Source organism: Mycoplasma sp. 1654_15 (assembly GCF_012516495.1).
Classification (GTDB): Bacteria; Bacillota_I; Bacilli_A; order Mycoplasmatales; family Metamycoplasmataceae; genus Mesomycoplasma.
Window position 1 is genome coordinate 796,150 of sequence record NZ_CP051214.1, and the last position, 17,278, is coordinate 813,427.

General features: G+C 25.8%; 17 protein-coding genes. 4 read left to right on the top strand and 13 right to left on the bottom strand.

Annotated features, from left to right (window positions below; all coding sequences use genetic code 4):
• On the bottom strand, nucleotides 1–858 hold the full coding sequence (locus HF996_RS03405) for a DegV family protein (protein WP_168910638.1): 858 nt from the start codon (nucleotides 856–858) through the stop codon (nucleotides 1–3).
• A 107-nt stretch (nucleotides 859–965) separates the two neighbouring features.
• Here HF996_RS03405 and HF996_RS03410 point away from each other — a divergent pair, with 107 nt between their 5' ends.
• The 3 genes from HF996_RS03410 to HF996_RS03420 are packed head-to-tail and all read left to right on the top strand — an operon-like array spanning nucleotide 966 to nucleotide 3,100.
• Nucleotides 966–1,280 (top strand): hypothetical protein, encoded by a 315-nt coding sequence (locus tag HF996_RS03410; RefSeq protein WP_168910639.1) that lies wholly within the window; start codon nucleotides 966–968, stop codon nucleotides 1,278–1,280.
• A gap of 20 nt (nucleotides 1,281–1,300) precedes the next feature.
• The gene (locus tag HF996_RS03415; RefSeq protein ID WP_168910640.1) at nucleotides 1,301–2,290 is read left to right on the top strand and encodes a lipoate--protein ligase; all 990 of its coding nucleotides are present in this window, start codon (nucleotides 1,301–1,303) and stop codon (nucleotides 2,288–2,290) included.
• 6 nt (nucleotides 2,291–2,296) lie between these two features.
• Entirely contained in the window at nucleotides 2,297–3,100 is an 804-nt protein-coding gene (locus HF996_RS03420; protein ID WP_168910641.1) for an alpha/beta fold hydrolase, read from the top strand.
• 61 nt (nucleotides 3,101–3,161) lie between these two features.
• Here HF996_RS03420 and HF996_RS03425 read toward each other — a convergent pair whose 3' ends face one another.
• The 11 genes from HF996_RS03425 to ftsY form a co-directional block, all read right to left on the bottom strand.
• Complete coding sequence (locus tag HF996_RS03425; protein ID WP_254427705.1) at nucleotides 3,162–4,169, bottom strand: MSC_0882 family membrane protein; 1,008 nt, start codon at nucleotides 4,167–4,169, stop codon at nucleotides 3,162–3,164.
• A gap of 47 nt (nucleotides 4,170–4,216) precedes the next feature.
• Entirely contained in the window at nucleotides 4,217–5,083 is an 867-nt protein-coding gene (gene fba / locus HF996_RS03430; RefSeq protein WP_168910642.1) for a class II fructose-1,6-bisphosphate aldolase, read from the bottom strand.
• Nucleotides 5,084–5,099: 16 nt separating this feature from the next.
• Nucleotides 5,100–5,348, bottom strand: coding sequence for a DNA-directed RNA polymerase subunit delta (locus tag HF996_RS03435; protein ID WP_168910643.1), 249 nt, complete (start codon nucleotides 5,346–5,348; stop codon nucleotides 5,100–5,102).
• Nucleotides 5,349–5,350: 2 nt separating this feature from the next.
• Nucleotides 5,351–6,952, bottom strand: coding sequence for an arginine--tRNA ligase (gene argS / locus HF996_RS03440; protein ID WP_168910644.1), 1,602 nt, complete (start codon nucleotides 6,950–6,952; stop codon nucleotides 5,351–5,353).
• Nucleotides 6,952–7,881: a nucleotide exchange factor GrpE gene (gene grpE / locus HF996_RS03445; RefSeq protein ID WP_254427706.1), complete on the bottom strand. Its 930-nt coding sequence runs from the start codon at nucleotides 7,879–7,881 to the stop codon at nucleotides 6,952–6,954. The genes argS and grpE overlap by 1 nt, the downstream gene beginning before the upstream one ends.
• An 18-nt stretch (nucleotides 7,882–7,899) precedes the next feature.
• A complete protein-coding gene (gene hrcA, locus HF996_RS03450) occupies nucleotides 7,900–8,931 on the bottom strand; it encodes a heat-inducible transcriptional repressor HrcA (protein ID WP_168910645.1) in 1,032 nt (343 codons plus the stop codon).
• A gap of 1 nt (nucleotide 8,932) precedes the next feature.
• On the bottom strand, nucleotides 8,933–9,262 hold the full coding sequence (locus HF996_RS03455) for a thioredoxin family protein (RefSeq protein WP_168910646.1): 330 nt from the start codon (nucleotides 9,260–9,262) through the stop codon (nucleotides 8,933–8,935).
• A 75-nt stretch (nucleotides 9,263–9,337) separates the two neighbouring features.
• On the bottom strand, nucleotides 9,338–9,625 hold the full coding sequence (locus HF996_RS04125; protein WP_254427707.1) for a hypothetical protein: 288 nt from the start codon (nucleotides 9,623–9,625) through the stop codon (nucleotides 9,338–9,340).
• A 294-nt stretch (nucleotides 9,626–9,919) separates the two neighbouring features.
• Nucleotides 9,920–11,602: a ribonuclease J gene (locus tag HF996_RS03465; protein ID WP_168910647.1), complete on the bottom strand. Its 1,683-nt coding sequence runs from the start codon at nucleotides 11,600–11,602 to the stop codon at nucleotides 9,920–9,922.
• Between the two features lie 9 nt (nucleotides 11,603–11,611).
• Entirely contained in the window at nucleotides 11,612–11,851 is a 240-nt protein-coding gene (locus tag HF996_RS03470) for a sigma factor-like helix-turn-helix DNA-binding protein (protein ID WP_168910648.1), read from the bottom strand.
• Nucleotides 11,838–12,911: a signal recognition particle-docking protein FtsY gene (ftsY, locus tag HF996_RS03475; RefSeq protein WP_168910649.1), complete on the bottom strand. Its 1,074-nt coding sequence runs from the start codon at nucleotides 12,909–12,911 to the stop codon at nucleotides 11,838–11,840. Before ftsY ends, HF996_RS03470 begins: the two co-directional genes overlap by 14 nt.
• A 276-nt stretch (nucleotides 12,912–13,187) precedes the next feature.
• Here ftsY and rpsD point away from each other — a divergent pair, with 276 nt between their 5' ends.
• Nucleotides 13,188–13,805 carry a 30S ribosomal protein S4 gene (gene rpsD / locus HF996_RS03480; protein WP_168910650.1) on the top strand — a complete coding sequence of 206 codons (618 nt, stop codon included), beginning with the start codon at nucleotides 13,188–13,190 and terminating at the stop codon, nucleotides 13,803–13,805.
• Nucleotides 13,806–13,873: 68 nt separating this feature from the next.
• Here the strand turns inward: rpsD and HF996_RS03990 are convergent, their stop codons facing one another.
• The gene (locus tag HF996_RS03990; RefSeq protein WP_254427708.1) at nucleotides 13,874–17,278 is read right to left on the bottom strand and encodes a ZmpA/ZmpB/ZmpC family metallo-endopeptidase; all 3,405 of its coding nucleotides are present in this window, start codon (nucleotides 17,276–17,278) and stop codon (nucleotides 13,874–13,876) included.

Below are 17,278 nucleotides of genomic sequence, written 5' to 3' on the forward strand. Positions count from 1 at the left end.
TTAGTTAAAAATCTCCACGATTTTATTTATATGTTTTTCTTCTACTTTTAAAACTGCAAAAGCCAAAGCTTGTGGTCCTGCATGAACTGCGATCACATCTGGAACATTAAAGGTATAAATTTTTTGTTGTGAATAATTTTCCATTTCTTCTTTAATTTTAGAAATATTTTCGTTGTTGGAATGAAGTAAAACTATTTGATATCCTTCTCCAAATTCATCCACGGTTTGTTTAAAAAATTTTAAAACTGTCTTTGTAAAAATGTTACCTTTTCCTTCTTTTTGAAGCCTTCCTTGTTCAAATTTAATGACTGGAACTATCTTTAACAACTTGGTTAAAGCTGCTGCTGAAGGAGAAAGACGACCTGAATTTACTAGATATGAATTATCATGTGGAAAAAGTAAAAATTTCCCTTCTATTTCTTGATTTAGTTCTTCAAATGCTGTGTCAAAATCTACACCATTTTCTATATTTTCTTTGAATTTTAAAATATCTAAAACTGTAAGAAGAGAAAGTTTAGTAGAACTTACTACTTTTACGTTTGAAAATTCTCTTGCTAAATTTACAAAATTTTGATACTGAGAAGATAAATATTGACTAATTGGATAAAGAATAACTTTGTCATATTCTTTACTTAATTTTTCAATCATTTGCTGAACTTCACCGAGTAAAGTTGTTGAAGTTTTTACTTTGGTGTTCTTACTAATTAATTCGAAAATTTCTCCTTCTTTTAAGTCAATGCCATCTTTATATTCTTTTTCATCAACATAAATAATTAAGGGTAAAAAAAACACATCTAACTTATGTGCTAATTGAGGATCAAGTCCAGTAGATGAATCTACTACTATTGCTATTTTCATAATAACTGAAATTATAATAAATTTTTACAGTTCTAATAAAGGAAAATGTAAAAACTAAAAAGTTTTTTATTACATTTAACTAATTAAAAAAATATATAATTTAACATATGAACGATTTACAAACTAAAAACAGTAAAGAATTGAATTTATCTTTTGATTTTACTGTTAAAAAACATGAATACAGAATACTTGATATTGAATTAAACGGAACTTTAAGAAATCTTGAATACTCAAATAGATATTTTGAATGGTTTATTGAAGACTTACTTTATTTTTTAGATATGAACAGATATCAAAAAAGATGAGATTATGAAACAATAAATATTTTTAATGTACAAAGTTTGAAACTAAAAAAAGAAGATTTAGAAAATTTTATAGGTTATTTTAAAAGTGTTACTAACTTTAATCTTGTAGCAAAATAAAGGAAAATGAAGGATTTATTATGATTATTTATGTCACCAAAAAAACTTCTCCTTTTTATACTTTACCAATGGAAGAACTCCTTTTAAAGGATCCAAGTATAAAAGAAGATATTATGTATTTTTACCAACATGATAATGCAATTATTATTGGTAAAAACCAAAATATTTACGAAGAAGTAAAATTAGATGTAGTTGAAAAAGAAAAAATCGAAATTTACAGAAGACTTTCAGGTGGTGGTGCTGTTTATCACGACCTTGGAAATATTAATTTTTCTTTTATTACAAAAAAAGAAAACAATAATTATGAAAAATTTTTAACACCTATTATAGAATTTTTTCAGTCTTTAGGCTTAGATGCTAGGTTTAAAGGAAGAAATGATTTAGTGGTTAATGGAGCAAAAGTATCTGGTAATGCTCAAATAGTTTATAAAGACAGAATGGTTCATCATGGAACTATTTTATTTGATGCTAATTTATCAAAGCTATCAGAAGTATTAATTCCAAATAAATTAAAAATAGAGTCTAAAGGTATTAAGAGCATTAGACAACGTGTAACTAATATTTTATCTGAACTAAATTTCAAAATGGGACACGATGAATTTATTGAAAAATTAATTTCTTTTTTTGAACAAAAATACCATACAAAAAGACAAGAATTACCTAAAAAATATGATGAAGAATTAAAAGAATTAGGAGAATTTAAAAAATCTAAAGAGTGAGTTTTTGGAAAAAATCCTTCTTTTTCCTTCAAAACTCAAGCAAAAACAGATGGTGGAATTTTAACAATTCTTGCTAATATTGATAATAATCAAATTTATGATATTGCTTTTGAAGGTGATTTTTTATCTCAAAAACCAGTAGAAGAAATTTATCATTTGTTTATAGATCAAGAATTTTCTAAAGAAAATATTTCTAAAATTTTAGATTCTATAGATTTAGAATATTATTTTGGTGCTATTAAAAAAGAAGAAATTATTGCTTTATTTTTCGGTGAATTAGAAGGGAAATAAACTAGTATGTTTACAAGAAAAAGTATTGACATTGACGGCGAATTAATTTCATATATCGAAGAAAATAATAATAAACCTAAAATTTTATTTTTACATGGTTTTGCTTCATCAGGAGAATCTGCACAACAACTTTATAATATTAAAAATAGAACTTATGATATTATTGCTTTAGATTTTCCTGGTTGTGGTCACTCTAGCACTAAAAAACCTATTAGTATTGAGTATTATCAGTTTATTGCTAAAAGATTTGCTCAAGAAATGAATTTGAAGGATTTTATAGTAATTGGACACTCTTTAGGTGGAGCTAGTGCACTTTATTTACTTAACGAAAAAGTTGCAAAAAAAGCTATTTTAGGCGCTCCTATAAATTATGATATGCTTCATTCAACTAGTCAAAAAGTTAAACAAAAATGACTATTACCTGATAATTTGCAACAAGCATATGAAAGTATGGATTCACTTGTATTTGCTGATAAATTAGGATATAAAAATAACTTAAACAAAACAGCAGAAAGATTTTTTAATTTTATGTCTATCAGAAAGCCAGCTTTTTTAGATATGGTAATAAATGAAATTTTAAATCCTTCTTACCTTGAAAACAACATTAAAAGTCTTTATTTACAAAGAAATGACTATGAATTTATTATAGGAGAAAAAGACTTATTTGTTACTTATAATTCAATTATGTCTGTTGCTGTAGAAAATAACAAAAAAGTGCATTCACTTCCGGATTGTGGTCATGCGCTATTTTTTGAAAAACCTGAAGAAATTAATAAAATCATTGAAGATATAGTTAAAGAAGTTTACTAATAAAAAGCTAATAAAAAAGAGCCAAAATTGGCTCTTTTTTCTTCTTTTTTGAAGAATTATTTTATTTTTTCCCTCTTTTACGTCTTCAAAGAATAACTATGAAAATAATTGGGAATAAAATTAAGCAAGCGTAAATTATGAAACAAATAAAATGTCTTTTTGATCTAATACGATCTATGTCTATTTCTCTTCTGTATACTTGACCAAAAACAGCATCAATATTTGCAAGTCTTTTTCTTATAACTAAATAGTTTAGTAAACCTAAAACAAATACAACTGCTACTCCTGCGTACATTAATCCACCTACTAGTTGAGGATTTTGGAAGTGTTTAGTTAAAAAGTTAGCTACTAATTCTTGAATTCCTTGAAGAATTTTTTTACCCGCTGTATCTGCTACTTGTGTAGGTTGTGTACTTAAAAAGAATAATACAGAAGCAAAAATTAAACCAGCAGTTACAAAATATGCAGCTATTCAGCTTCTAGTTACTTGTTTTAAAGTAAGTTTTTTTACTATATTTGGCAGAACTCCTGGCATTGTAAATACAGTTGAGTTTGCTTGTAATTGTTCTCTAAAAATTTTTATAGCTTTTTTAGTAGCTCCGCGATCAATTACACATTTAATAAAACTAAAGAAAAATAAAATCGCTAAAGCTATTGGGAAAATTAATAAACCATAATTATATTCATTATTAGAAAAAAACTTATTTGCTTTTTCTGAAGGAAATTGAGTTCCTAAAAATCTTGTAACAATTACAAAAGCAAGAAAAATGAAGCAAAGTAATGAAATAATTATTTGTCCTAACAAGATTCTGGTTTCAGATCCAAAGATCTTTTTTACTTCTTTTTCTATACTTTTATTTCTATTATCTTGCTGACCTGGATACATTTGCTGACCATAAGGTGGTTGCTGATATGGAGGATATTGCTGAGGATAACCTTGTTGTGGATAACCTTGTTGAGGATAGTTTTGTTGGTATTGTTGTGGATATTGAGGTGGATATGGTGCATTAGGATTTTGTTGAAAATCTGGTTGATAGTTTTGATTTTGGTTTTTTTTCTTAAATAACATTAAATATCTCCTTTATTGTGTACTAATTTAATTGTTAATTATATAGATTATGCTTTATCTTTTGAACCAAATTCTAATATTTTTTTCTCAATAGTTTCTTCCATTAATTTAATTCCAGGAGCATACATTTTTCTTGGGTCGTAATTTTTACCTTTTTTGATTTCTCCAGAAATAATAAAGTCTGTAATTCCTTTAGCATTTGCTAATTGTAATTCAGTATTTATGTTAATTTTAGAAATTCCTAGCTTAATAGCTTCTTGGATTTGATCAGTTGGAATTCCTGATCCACCATGTAAAACTAGAGGTAATTGTGTAGCAAAAGAAAGAGTTTTTAATGTGTCGAAGTCTAAAGATTTTCAATTTGGAGGATAAATTCCGTGAATATTTCCTATACCTGCAGCAAGCATTGTTACTCCTGCTTCCTTCATTTTTAAAGCTTCTTCTACTGAAGCTATCTCTCCTAGCCCTACAACTCCGTCTTCTTCTCCTCCGATAGAACCAACTTCTGCTTCAACTGAAACATCTTTTTTAGAAGCTGCAGCAACCACTTTTTTAGTATTTTTTAAGTTAACTTCAAAACTTTCATGTGAACCATCATACATAACTGAAGTAAATCCTGTTTTGATAGCTGCTAAACAAGTTTCAACTGTTCCATGGTCAATATGAAGAACAACAGGAATTGTGATTTTTAAAAAGTCCATTAAATTTGTTACTAAATTAAAGACTGTTTTTACGCCTCCCATATATTTAAGTGCACCTTCTGAGATTCCTAAAATTACAGGTGAATTTAGTTTTTGACAAGTTGAAAGAATAACTTTAACTCATTCTAAGTTATTAATATTAATGTGTGGAACTGCATAACCATTTTTATGTGCTTTTTGTAAAATTTCTTTAGCATTTACTAATTTTTTCATAGTATCTCCTTTATTTTTAATTATTAACAAAATTGTGTCTTAGTTTTCAAACATTATTTCCAACCATCATAAAATGTCCGTCAACAGTAAGAAGTTTGTATAATTCACCTTTTTTTCTGATTAAAATATCTTCGAAAGTTAAATTTGGTAACTCTTCTTTCCATTTTGGTAAGAAATCTTTAAGTATCATATTGAATAAATCATCAAAACTAAGTTCTGAATTTCGTTTTAGTGCGTCAATTGCTGAAGTTATTAAAGTTTTCATTTTTACATCCTTTCTTTTGTACTTACGCCTATTAATTTTAGTCCTATTTTAAGAACAATTCCTGTAGCTTTTGCTAGTGCTAGTAAATTTGCTTCATTGGGATTTCCAATAATTCTTGTATTTGAATAAAAAGAATTAAAAGTTTTCGCTAAATTAAGTAAGTATTGATTTAATAAATTAATTTTATAGTTTTTTGTAATTGTTGCAATAATTTCGTTGAATTCTTTTAAAGTATTTATTAATTTTATTTCATTTTCTTCAGAAAAAGAAGTAGCTTTGTATGTTTTAATATCAGATTTTAAAAGTAACTGTGCAATTCTAGCATAAGAATATTGAATTATATAAACTGGATTTTGATCTGAGATTTGATTCGCTTGATCTAAATCAAAATCTAAGTTGGTGTTTTCGCTTCTGTTAATCATAAAATAACGAATGGCGTCTTTTGAACAAAGTTCTAATAAATCCTTTAAAGTGAAGGATGTTCCTCTTCTTTTTGACATTTTGAGTTCTTCGTTGTTTTTGATTAATTTTACAAGTTGATAAATTAAAAAATCCACTTTATTTGGATAACCTAAAACAGATAATGCTGACTTCATTCTCTGAACATAACCTATGTGATCTGCACCTCAAACATTGATTAATTTATCAGGTTTATTCTGTTTTATTTTTTGGAGATGATAAGTTATATCTGGAGCAAAATAAGTATATGAGCCATCTTGTTTTATAAGGACTCTATCTTTGTCATCGCCAAATTTAGTTGTTTTTAACCATAATGCGCCATCTTGTTTATATGTGTCTGGTAAATTATTGATAGTTTGCTCTATTTGTTTTGTTTCATAAAGCTTCTTTTCTGAAGAAAAAACATCAAAAAAGATGTCTATTTTTGCTAAATCCTTTTTAATTTCTTCTAGAAAAATCTGAATACCTGTTTTTTTGAAAAATTTCAAAATGTCTTCATTTTCAAGACTTTGAGCTTCGTATTTGTTATTTACTAGCTTAAAAATTTGTTGAGCTACTCAAACAATATCTGTTCCAAAGTATCCGTCATCAGGCATAGGAAAATCTGGATTAAATATTTGTTGGTAACGAGCAAATAAAGATTTAGCTAAATTATCAATTTGAACTCCATTATCGTTTATGTAATATTCTCGAATAACTTTGTTTCCAGCGTGTTCTAAAATATTAGATAATGTAGCTCCAATAGTTGCACTTCTTACGTGCCCTAAATGTAAGTAACCAGTAGGATTGGCTGAAACAAATTCGACATTATATATTTGATTTTGCTTCAAATTTCCATATTTTTCATCTTTTAAAATAATATCATTTACAATGTTCGCATATGCTGAATGAGAAATAAAAAAATTTATAAAACCTGGTTTTACAGCTTCTACTTTGGCAAGAAATAATTTGTCTTTATCAATTTTATCGATTAGTTGATTAGCAAAATCTAAAACATCTAACTTGTATTTGTTACCAATAATCATTGCAATATTTGTTGAATAATCTGCATGCGATTTTGAAGGAGTAAGAACTATATTTTCTTTATAACCCAAGCCATTAATTATTAACTGAAGTTCTTGCTTAATCAGTTCATCTATTTGCATTATTTTTTTCCTACAATTACAAGAGCTGGTTTTATAACTCTGTCATGTAATTTATAACCTATAGATTTAATTTCAATTATAGTTTCATTATTTGAAACGTCTTCTACTTGATAAACACTGTGGAAGTGTGAATCAAATGGTTCACCTTTTTTAGGTTCGATTTTTTGTACACCAAAAGATTCTAAAACATTTTCTAATTGTTTATACAACATTTCGAAGCCTTTTACGTAGTTTGAGACCGCTGGATTTTCTGTACTAACACCAAAGTCAATTGCTGATTTTAAATTTGAAAAGGGAGAAATAAATGACTCTAAGAATTTTTGTAAAGAAAACTTCTTGATATTTTCTTTTTCTTCTTTTGCTTTTTCGTACAACTCTTTTTTAATTTCTTCAACTCTTTCAGAACTTTTGGCTTCTAATTTTTGAATCTTATTTTTAAATTCAAATTCTGCTATTTTATGTTGTGCTTCTAATTTAAGAATTTTAGATTCTAAATCTCTAATTTTCTCTAAAAATTCTTCTTTTTCCTTCTTGTTATCTTCTGGATTTTCTTCCTTTGATTCTTTTTTAGATTGTTGTTTTGCTTGCTTTGATTTTTCTTTTTTTGGTGTTTCTTGCTTTACTGATTCTTGTTGTTCTTTTTCTTCAACAGTTTTTGACTCTTCAGTAGTTTTATTATCTTGTGCATTTTCTTCTTGTTGTTTTTTTCTTAAAGCTTCTTGCTTAGCTTCATATCTTGCTCTTTCTGCTCTTCTATGTTTATGTCAAAGTTCGATAATACCTGCCATTGAATATCCTTCTTCTGGTGTATCTTCATCGTTTTGATTTTCATCATCTTCTTCGTTTTCTTGTTCAGTTTCTGTTGAATCTTCAAAAACGCTTTCTTTTAATAATTCTTCGTCTGTAAATTTATTTTTTTTGTTTTCCATAATGCTCCTTTAAATTTTTTACTTGGGATTTTTTTGTTTATCATTTAATAATTTTTTATCTTTATTTTTTAGAAAATCTTCTAATAACTTGATACCTGTAAGTATAGCAGAATAATTCATTTTATTAGTGGAACCTACTATGCTTAATTCTTTCAAATTTGAAGATTCTGGAAATTTTTTAGAAATAAAAGATGTTTCTTTTGATTCTATGTTAATTTTTAAAGTCTCTTGCTTATCTTCGGGATGTAATTTTTCTAAAAATTCTCAGATAGAGTTTTTTTCTATAATTTCTAAAATATCGATTAATTTTTGTCTTGATATATCTTTGTTTAAAATCAAAGAATTTTTATTATATATTTGTGAAGTGTGTTGTATTTGAAAATTAAAAATATTCTCCACAAAATGTTTCAATAATCCATCTGTATTTTTAATTTCCTGAGATAAAATTGGGCTTAAAATTTGTAGCGTGGTGGCTATTTGGCTAATTGACGTCCCTAGTAGTCTTTCTTTGAAAATTCTAATTGCTATTTGAACATCGTTTTTTGAAATAGATTCATTAAAATGAATTATCTTATTTTCTACTTTTCCGCTTGAAGTTACTAGAACTACAACTCCTGAAGATTCATTAATAATTGTTAAATGTATTGACATTAATTTTTCATTAGTATTGTTTGTTGTAGCAACTAAAGTTATATTTGCGATATCAGAAATAATTCTTACTGCTTCAGAGACAGTTTCATCTATCGAAGTTCTACGTTTTGCGAAGATATCTTCTAATTTTTGTTGTAAGTCATTATTAATATCATTTGCTAAAAATTTAGCGTAATACTCATACCCTTTTAAAGTTGGTATTCTACCACTAGATGCGTGAGATTTTTCTAAAAATCCTTCATTTTCAAGGAAAAGCATTGCATTTCTAATGGAAGAAGGGGCATAATCTAATTCATAATGAGTTTTTAAATTTTTTGAACCTACTGGCTGACCAGTTTTTATATAAAGTTCAATTATGTATTTTAAATATCTAGCTGTTTTATTTTTTAATTCTTGCATACTATTTAGTTAGCGCTTTTTCTACTTCTTGAATTAATTTTTCTTTTGGGCAATATTCAAAATTTTTAAATAAAATTTCTCCATCTTTTAAAACTAATTGTGTTGGAACTTTTAATACTTCAAATCTTGTACCTGCTTTTCTAAATAAACCTGATTCTTCTGCATTTACTTTAATAATTTGTACATTTTTATTGTCTTTGAAATGTTCTGATACAGTTTCCATAACTGGTTGCATCATTTTACAGTCTCCACATCATGTAACAAAAAATTCTAATAAAACTACGCCTTTTTCGATTTTTTCTTGTGCTTCTTTTCAAAGTAGTGTTTCCATATTTGTTTAAAAACTTTTATAAATAAGAAAAATAAATTTTTATATTTTTAAATGTTCTTTATTTTTCTTCTTAATTTAAAGTTTTACTCCTTTATTTATTGTTAAATTTGATAATTTTTTTGACTTTTTTACAATAGATATTGTTCTATATCCAAAGTAAATTAGTCCTAAAACTAGTAGTAAAAAAGACATTGAAATTATACCATATTGCGACAATATACTGCCAAATAAAGCAAAACTAGAACATGATAAAAAACCTTCATTTCAAATAAAAGGCTGATAAGAATTGTTTGATGAAGTTAGAGAATTTCATCAAATTAATATTGAATTTTCAGATAAAAATTTAGGATCATAATTTGACATTTTTACAAAGTATTGAAAATAAATAGTAATTCAATTTATTGCAAAAAAAGTGGAAATTATGAAGAAAATATCTCACTTTTTTCAACTAAAAGCTTTAAAAATGAAGGTAGTTTTATACTTTAAAATAACTAAGATAAAACATACATAAATAACGGGAGTAAACCAACCAAAGCTATTCCAAACAAGTAATTGCTTAGAGTATTTACACCATCTACTTTAATAAATAAACTTATAAATAAAAATAAAAATATAATAATTAATAAAATTTTAAAAATAATTAATACTAGATTTGACTTAATAATTTTCATAAAAAGCAACTATAATTACTGGTTCTTTATCTATAGCTTTAAAGATTTTTCTTTTTATACTTTTTTGTATTTTTTCTTGAATTTCTTTTATTTGATTATCACTCATTTTTGTCTTAGAAACTGCTGAAAACTGAGTAAAAACTACATCGTTTATAATTTTATGCACTTTTTCTTTATTGTCTTTAGTTAAAATTCCATATGAGCTGATTATAAGTTCAGAAATTAATTTTTTTGTTTGTGTGTCTAATAATGCTGATACTACGATTGTTCCATCTCTAGAAAGTGTTTCTCTTTCTTTAATTACTTCTGTAGAAATATCCCCGACTCCGAAACCATCTACAATAACTTCACCTCCATTTTTAATAGAGTGTTTTTGAGAAATCAATTCACCATCAAGGAAAAATGCAACTTTTTTGTTTTGTAAAATAATTATGTTTTCTTTTTTTACTCCTGCACGTTCTGCAGTTTTTCCTGCCACCACTAAATATCTATACAATCCTTGAATTGGTAAGAAAAATTTTGGTTTTAATACTTTTAAGACTTCATAAATGTCTTCTTGTGAAGGTCTTGTTCTATAAAATTGAGTTTCTGTAATATCAACTAATTGTCTTGCTACTTTTGCTATTTCATCTAAAACTCTTGAATGTAGAACTTCCATACCATTAATTGGTGGCGCTAACATAATAACTGAATCTGTTTTTTTAAGCTTAAAAAAAACATCATCTTTTTCTAAGATTCTAAAGAATCTTTGATAAATTCTTTCTGGTGTAGAAGTTATTAAAATAACAGAATTATCTATTTTATTTGCTTGTCTGAAATCAAAAAATTCTGGATAGTGAATATCTAGTTTTTGCTTTTCAGCTAGTCTTTGATTCATTTCTAAAAGATTATCGTAGTTTCTTCCATAAGTGGCTACTTTTCTTTTGTATTTATAAGCTAAATCAAGGATTTCTTGTATAGAAAGCATCTCTTCATCGTATGCTCCTACTATAATTCTGGAATTAGATTTTGTTGTTAAAAATGTTTGTTCTAAAAATTTTTTAGCAAATATTTTGTCTATAGTTTTACCTGGATAATTAGCCCTTGATGAATCAATCATTGTCATCAAAATTGGTTTATCAGATTCTAAAGATTTTTTAAGAAAATTTAAATTTGTATTTCCGTAAATTCCTAAATTCCCAACAATAAAGTTAGATAAAAATAGAATTAAACCATCTTCTGTTTCAAAGTTATAACCATAAATTCCTGGAATAGAACCAGCTAATTGAATTGGTTTTACATAAACATCATCATCAATTTTGATTTTTTTAGTTAAAGAAACAATTTCATATTGATTGTTTGAAATTTTGTATTTAGTAAGCCTTTCCAAAATCAAAGCTTTTGTAAATGATGAACAAAAAATCTTCAATTTTGGTACTTTCATTATTAATCAAGGAAGTGCTGAAAAAGATTCATTTTTAGCATCTGTTAAAAAAACACCTTGAACTCTTGAAAAATTTTCTTCTATGTATGAAAAATCTGGAATAACAGTGTCGATTCCAAGTGAATTACTAAGTGGAATTTTTGCTCCTGTGTTTATTAAAAATATTGAATTATCAATTTCTAAAACATAGGAATTTTTTCCATTTTCGTCTTGACCTCCAAGTGCAAAAAAACTAATTTTAGCCATCTATCTCCTTTAATTTTGGTGTTTTTTATATATTTCTTCTAATTTATTTTTAGTTTTTTTTAAAGTATCAAAAACAGCAGAACGAGTTACTGCTAATTCTGTGGCAACTTCGTTTAATGAAAGATCTTCTACAAAATATAAGTGAAAAACTTGTTTCTGATTTTGAGTTAATAAAAAAGAATATTTTTTAAATAAATTCATTCAATATTCTTTTTTTTCAAGCAAATCCAATTCTTTATTGTTGTTCATATTCTTTAATTAAATCTTTGGTAAGAGCATAAATAAAATTATCTAAATCAAATTCCTGTAAATCATCTATTTTTTCACCCAAACCTATTAATTTAACATCCATATCTAGTTCATCTTTAATTGAAAAGATGATTCCACCTTTTGAAGTACCATCCATTTTTGTTAAAACTATTCCTGAAACTGGGGTTGCTTCTTTAAAATGTTTAGCTTGAGAAATTCCATTTTGTCCTGTTGTTGCATCTAAAACTAGCAATGACTCATGTGGTGCATCAGGATATTTATTTTGAATAATTTTGTTTACTTTTTTAAGTTCGTTCATCAAGTTTACTTTATTTTGAAGCCTTCCAGCAGTATCTATAATTAAAACATCGTAATTTTCTGCTTCAGCTTTTTCAAGCGCACGATAAACTACAGAACCTGGATCGAATTCATTAGGATTGGGTTTTAAAATATCAGCTCCAACTCTATTTGCTCAAATTTCTAATTGTTCAACAGCAGCAGCTCTAAATGTATCTCCAGCTGCAATAAGTATCTTTTTTCCTTCTTTTTTCAACTTATTTGCTATTTTAGAAATTGATGTTGTCTTTCCAGAACCATTTACACCAATCATTAAAATAATGTTTAATCTATCTTCTTTTATATTTAAATGAGTATTAATTATAGACCTATTTGCATAGATTGTATACATTTTATCAGCAATTAATTCATTAATTAATTTTGAATCTGAAATATTTTGTTTTTTTACTTCTTTTTTCAACTCATCTATAATAACATCAACAAAAAATGGAGAAATATCTGACATTATTAAAATTTCTTCTAATTCTTCAAAATATTCTTCATCTACTTTAAGTTTAGATTTTTGTAATTCTATTAATTGTTCAGAAAGTGAAATGTTTGCTTTGCTAAGACCAGCTACATATTTATCAATTTTTTCTTCTTTTAATTCTTGTTTTTGCTTTTCAAGTTCTTTTTTTTCCTTTGCAATTTCATCTAATTGCTTTTCTTCTTCTGTTTTTTTGCGCCCGAAAATTTTCTCTTTTAATCTTTTAAAAAATGACATATTGTTTTTAATTATAAATTAATTTTTATTTTTATCTGTTCAGACTAGGAAATTTTCTTCATTTTTTCACAATTTTTTTCTTTTTTACTTGGAAAATAAAGAATTTTTATTAAAATATTAAAACATTATTTAAACAGCAAAATGATATTTATTTTAAAATTTTAAATTTGCTTGAAATTTGTTAGTAAGAATGCTGTTATCCGAAAACATTAAATTTAAAATTCAAATAAAGAATCATTTTCCTTTTTATTAATGAAAAATATAAAGGAGAACAAAATGTCACGTTATACAGGTCCAGTATTTAAAAAATCTAGAAGATATGGATTTTCTATCTTAGAAACAGGAAAAGAGTTTGCAAAAGGTAGACAAAGAAAATATGCTCCAGGTCAACACGGGCAAAGAAAAACTAAATTATCTGACTATGGATTACACTTATACGAAAAACAAAAAGTTCGTTTTATGTATGGAATTAATGAAAGACAATTTAGAAATACTTTCAAAAAAGCTACAAAAAAACACGGAGTTGCAGGTACAGTTTTCTTACAAACATTAGAATCCAGATTAGACAATGTAGTTTATAGAGCAGGATTTGCTGAAACTAGAAGACAAGCAAGACAATTAGTTAATCACGGTCACTTTTTATTAAATGGTAAAAAAGCTAATATTCCTTCAATGATAATTTCAGTTGGAGACACAATTGAATTAACAACTAAAAAAGAAGGAAAAATTAGAAAAAATGTTCAAATTCTTGAATCTCTTGAAAAAAACAGAACAGCTGAATGAATTAAGTTAGAAAAAGATAAATTTAAAGCAACATTTGAAAGATTACCTGAAAGAAAAGAATTAAATCCAGAAATTAAAGAATCTCTAATTGTTGAGTTCTACAGTAAATAATATAATTATTACAAAACCAGAAGAATCATTTCTTCTGGTTTTATTTTACTTCTTTTTTATAGGATTTATTAAGTAAAAATACTTTCCTTAAAATCTTTTGTACTTCATTTGTAAATATTAATCATAGCTTTTATAAAAGAAAAAAGTTCTGTATTATCATCATAACCTTGTTTTAAAGAATGTGAATTATTAAAGTCTTTATTTAGTATTTCATCTACAATTTTTTCTAAATTTTTCAAATAAAATGAAGGTTCTTCTACTTTTGTACTTCCTTGGAATTTTGTATATTCATAATTAAAATCGCTGATTTTTTTAAGTTTATTTTGTTTTGCTAAAACTTCTTTATACATAGCTTTTTTAAAATCTTTAAAAGTTTTATATTTATTATCTACATTATTGAGTTTGAATATTTTTTGAAATACTTCATCATCTGTGAGTCTGTTTTTACCTGGTTCTAACATCATATTTGAAATATAAGGAAGCATTCCTTTTTGATAACCAAAAGCTGCAAGTAATTCAAAAGCTATTCTTCTAAAAGAATAATCTCCTGGTGATCCTAATTTATTCTCGGCTGTAGCTCAAAAGGCTTTAAACATTGGAATTTGATAGTATCAATCTTTCTTTTGAGTACCATATTTCAAAGTGTTTGTCGGTGTAAAAATTATTAAATCGTTATCTATAAAATCATTTATAGAGTTTAAATTAATCCTTCTTATTTCTTCTTTATTTAGTTTTTGTATGTTGTTTTGACCACTTGAATATGTTGTAATTTTAGCTAAAAAATCAACAGCTCTTTCTGGTTTATTTTGTATTAATTTTATAAGTGCATTTGCTTGTGTAGCTTCAAGTAAGTAAATTAAATCAAAAAGATTTTTGAAATAATTTTGTAAATCTTGTTCAGATTTAAATTGATATGGACTAGTGTTAGTTAATTTAGTATTTCATTTGGTTTGTCTGCTGTATTTACTTCCTGTTATTTCTTTATCTTTAATATTAGAATAATCTTTGATTGTATTAATACCGAAAAAATCTTGATTTGCTTCATAAGTAGATTCGAATAAACCTCTTGCAAATAGTTCGGGTCCAAGATCTAATCTTCTTTGATGATTTTCGAATAAAATACTTCTGTCATAAGCATGAGTGAGTTCATGTGAATATGTTGCTCAACCAAAATCTGTTAGTATTCTAGCGTTTTGGAAATGAACAATATCTTGTGTTTCTCCATAATAAGCTTGAACTTCTCCTCTGTGATTCTCTGAATTTGAGTAATAATCAATTAATGGACCAAAAAAGTTATAGTATGAAGAAATATCATAATCTACTCTTGGATTTAATCATCTATTTTTCTGGTTTTGATCAACCAAATTAAATCCATCTACTATTAATGTAGTTCTAAATAATTTCATTTTTGACTCATTAGAAATTATCCTAGGTCAAAAATCAGACCAACTTCTTTGAGCTACAGCAGTTTGCTTGATTTTTTCTTCTAATTCCTTTATTTTTGAAGGATTCTTTAAATCTATATAACTTTCATACATACCCACAGATAAAGAATTTATAGTTGAAATTATGTAAATAGTTTGCTCTGGTAAGGTAAGTAAAACAGGAATTCAAGCTTTGTAATTTGGATGATTTTTTAACTTAAATCAAATTTTGTTTGCTTTGGTTTCGTCGTTAGATTCTTGTAATGTTTTCAAATCATCATTTTTTGAATTTTCTTCAATTATGTATGCTTTGGTTGTATTCTTAAATCAAGTATTTACATCTAATGAAGAAATATTTAACTGATTTTCTATAGCATCAAAATATGTTTTATTAACTAATGGTTTAAAATTATCGTCAAAAAAAGTAATTATATTTTTTGACTTATAAGTATCTTTATCTACCACACCCTGTATTTTATTCTTATCATATCTAGAAGGATACCAATGTGGTAAATATTGTTTAAAATCATTAGGTAAATCTATTAAATAATCTAGTATTGAAACTTTTTTATTTTTATTAAATCAATTTGAAAATAAAAGTCAATTTTTAAAGTTTTGGGTATTTATATTAAAGTTGAATCATCTATTTAAATATGAAAGAACAAATACTAATTTTTCTTTATTTTTCTTTATTTTTGTAGCTAATTGTTGTTTTTGCTCATCTGTAATATTTGCTGAATTAACATAAGAATTAAAAATATTAGAAATAATTTCTTTTGCTTTAATTTTTGTTTCATTAAAAGATTTTTCTAAAAATAATTTTTTAAGATCAGTATTATTAGCAGCTAATAAAGCATTATAATTATCTGAATATAAATTAAGTGTTGATAAATCACCTAAATCTAATTTAACTGAATTTTCATTATTGACAACAAAAGGAATATATAAAAGTTCATTATTATTGTTTTTTATTTTATATTCTACAAGATTGTTTTCTATATTAAAAAATTCAACATCATATAATTTTGTTCAATTATTTTCAAAGCTTATTTTTAATTTTTTAATTAAATTATCTGGATTATAATTTTTAACTTCTTCATCTTTGTCATTTAGATGAGTTATCGAAACAATGTTTTTGCCTTCAAAGAAATTCTTCAAACTTTCTTCTATTGGGGTATTTTTGTTGATAGAAAGAAAAGGGATTGATGTATGTAACACAGGATTAGAAATTGGATTTTTAATTTCGTTCTCCATTTTCTTAGCACTGTCTTGTGAAGCTTCTACATCTTGTGGATTTAGATTAATAGGATCTTTCGAAACTGTTTCTGTATTTGTGCTTGTTTTTACAATTTCGTCTTTAATTTTTTCTTCTTTTGTTTTAGTTTCACCTAAAGAAGCATTAGTTTTACTAGGCTCTGTAGAAATTGCGTTTTTGCTTGATTTTTCTTCATTTTGGTTAGGATTTTCTTGAATAACATCTATGGATTTGGAGCTATTTTCTTCTTTTTGAGAAGATTCATTTGTATGCTCATGTAAATGATTTAAATCTGTGTTTTTTGAAGGAATATCAGGTGTTTTGTGATTAGAAGTGCTATCAGATTTGTTAATTTTACTTTTTTCTGTGTTTTGACTCTGATTTTTTTCTTTTAAATTATTTTGTGGTTTATCTTGTAAATTAGATTGTTCAGAATTATTATTAAGCGGAGGGTTCTGTGAAGATTCTTGTGAAGGTTTTTCTTTATTTTCTTCATCAATTTTTGCTATTTTAGAAATATTATTTAATGATTTGTTTTGTAAGTGTTGATTATTATTTTCGTTGTCAGAAATATTGATTTTTCTGTCAGATGAAGAATCTTTTGTTTCATTTTCTTTGTTTTTTTTATTATTTTGCGGGTGTAAACTATTATCTTTATAAATATTTAAATCTTGCTTTTTGTCTTGTATTTTTGCTTTAGAATAAATTATTCCTAAAGTTGTAGAAATAGCAATAATAGATGATGCTAATAATACTGAAGAAATTATTGTGATTTTCTTCTTAGAACTTTTCAT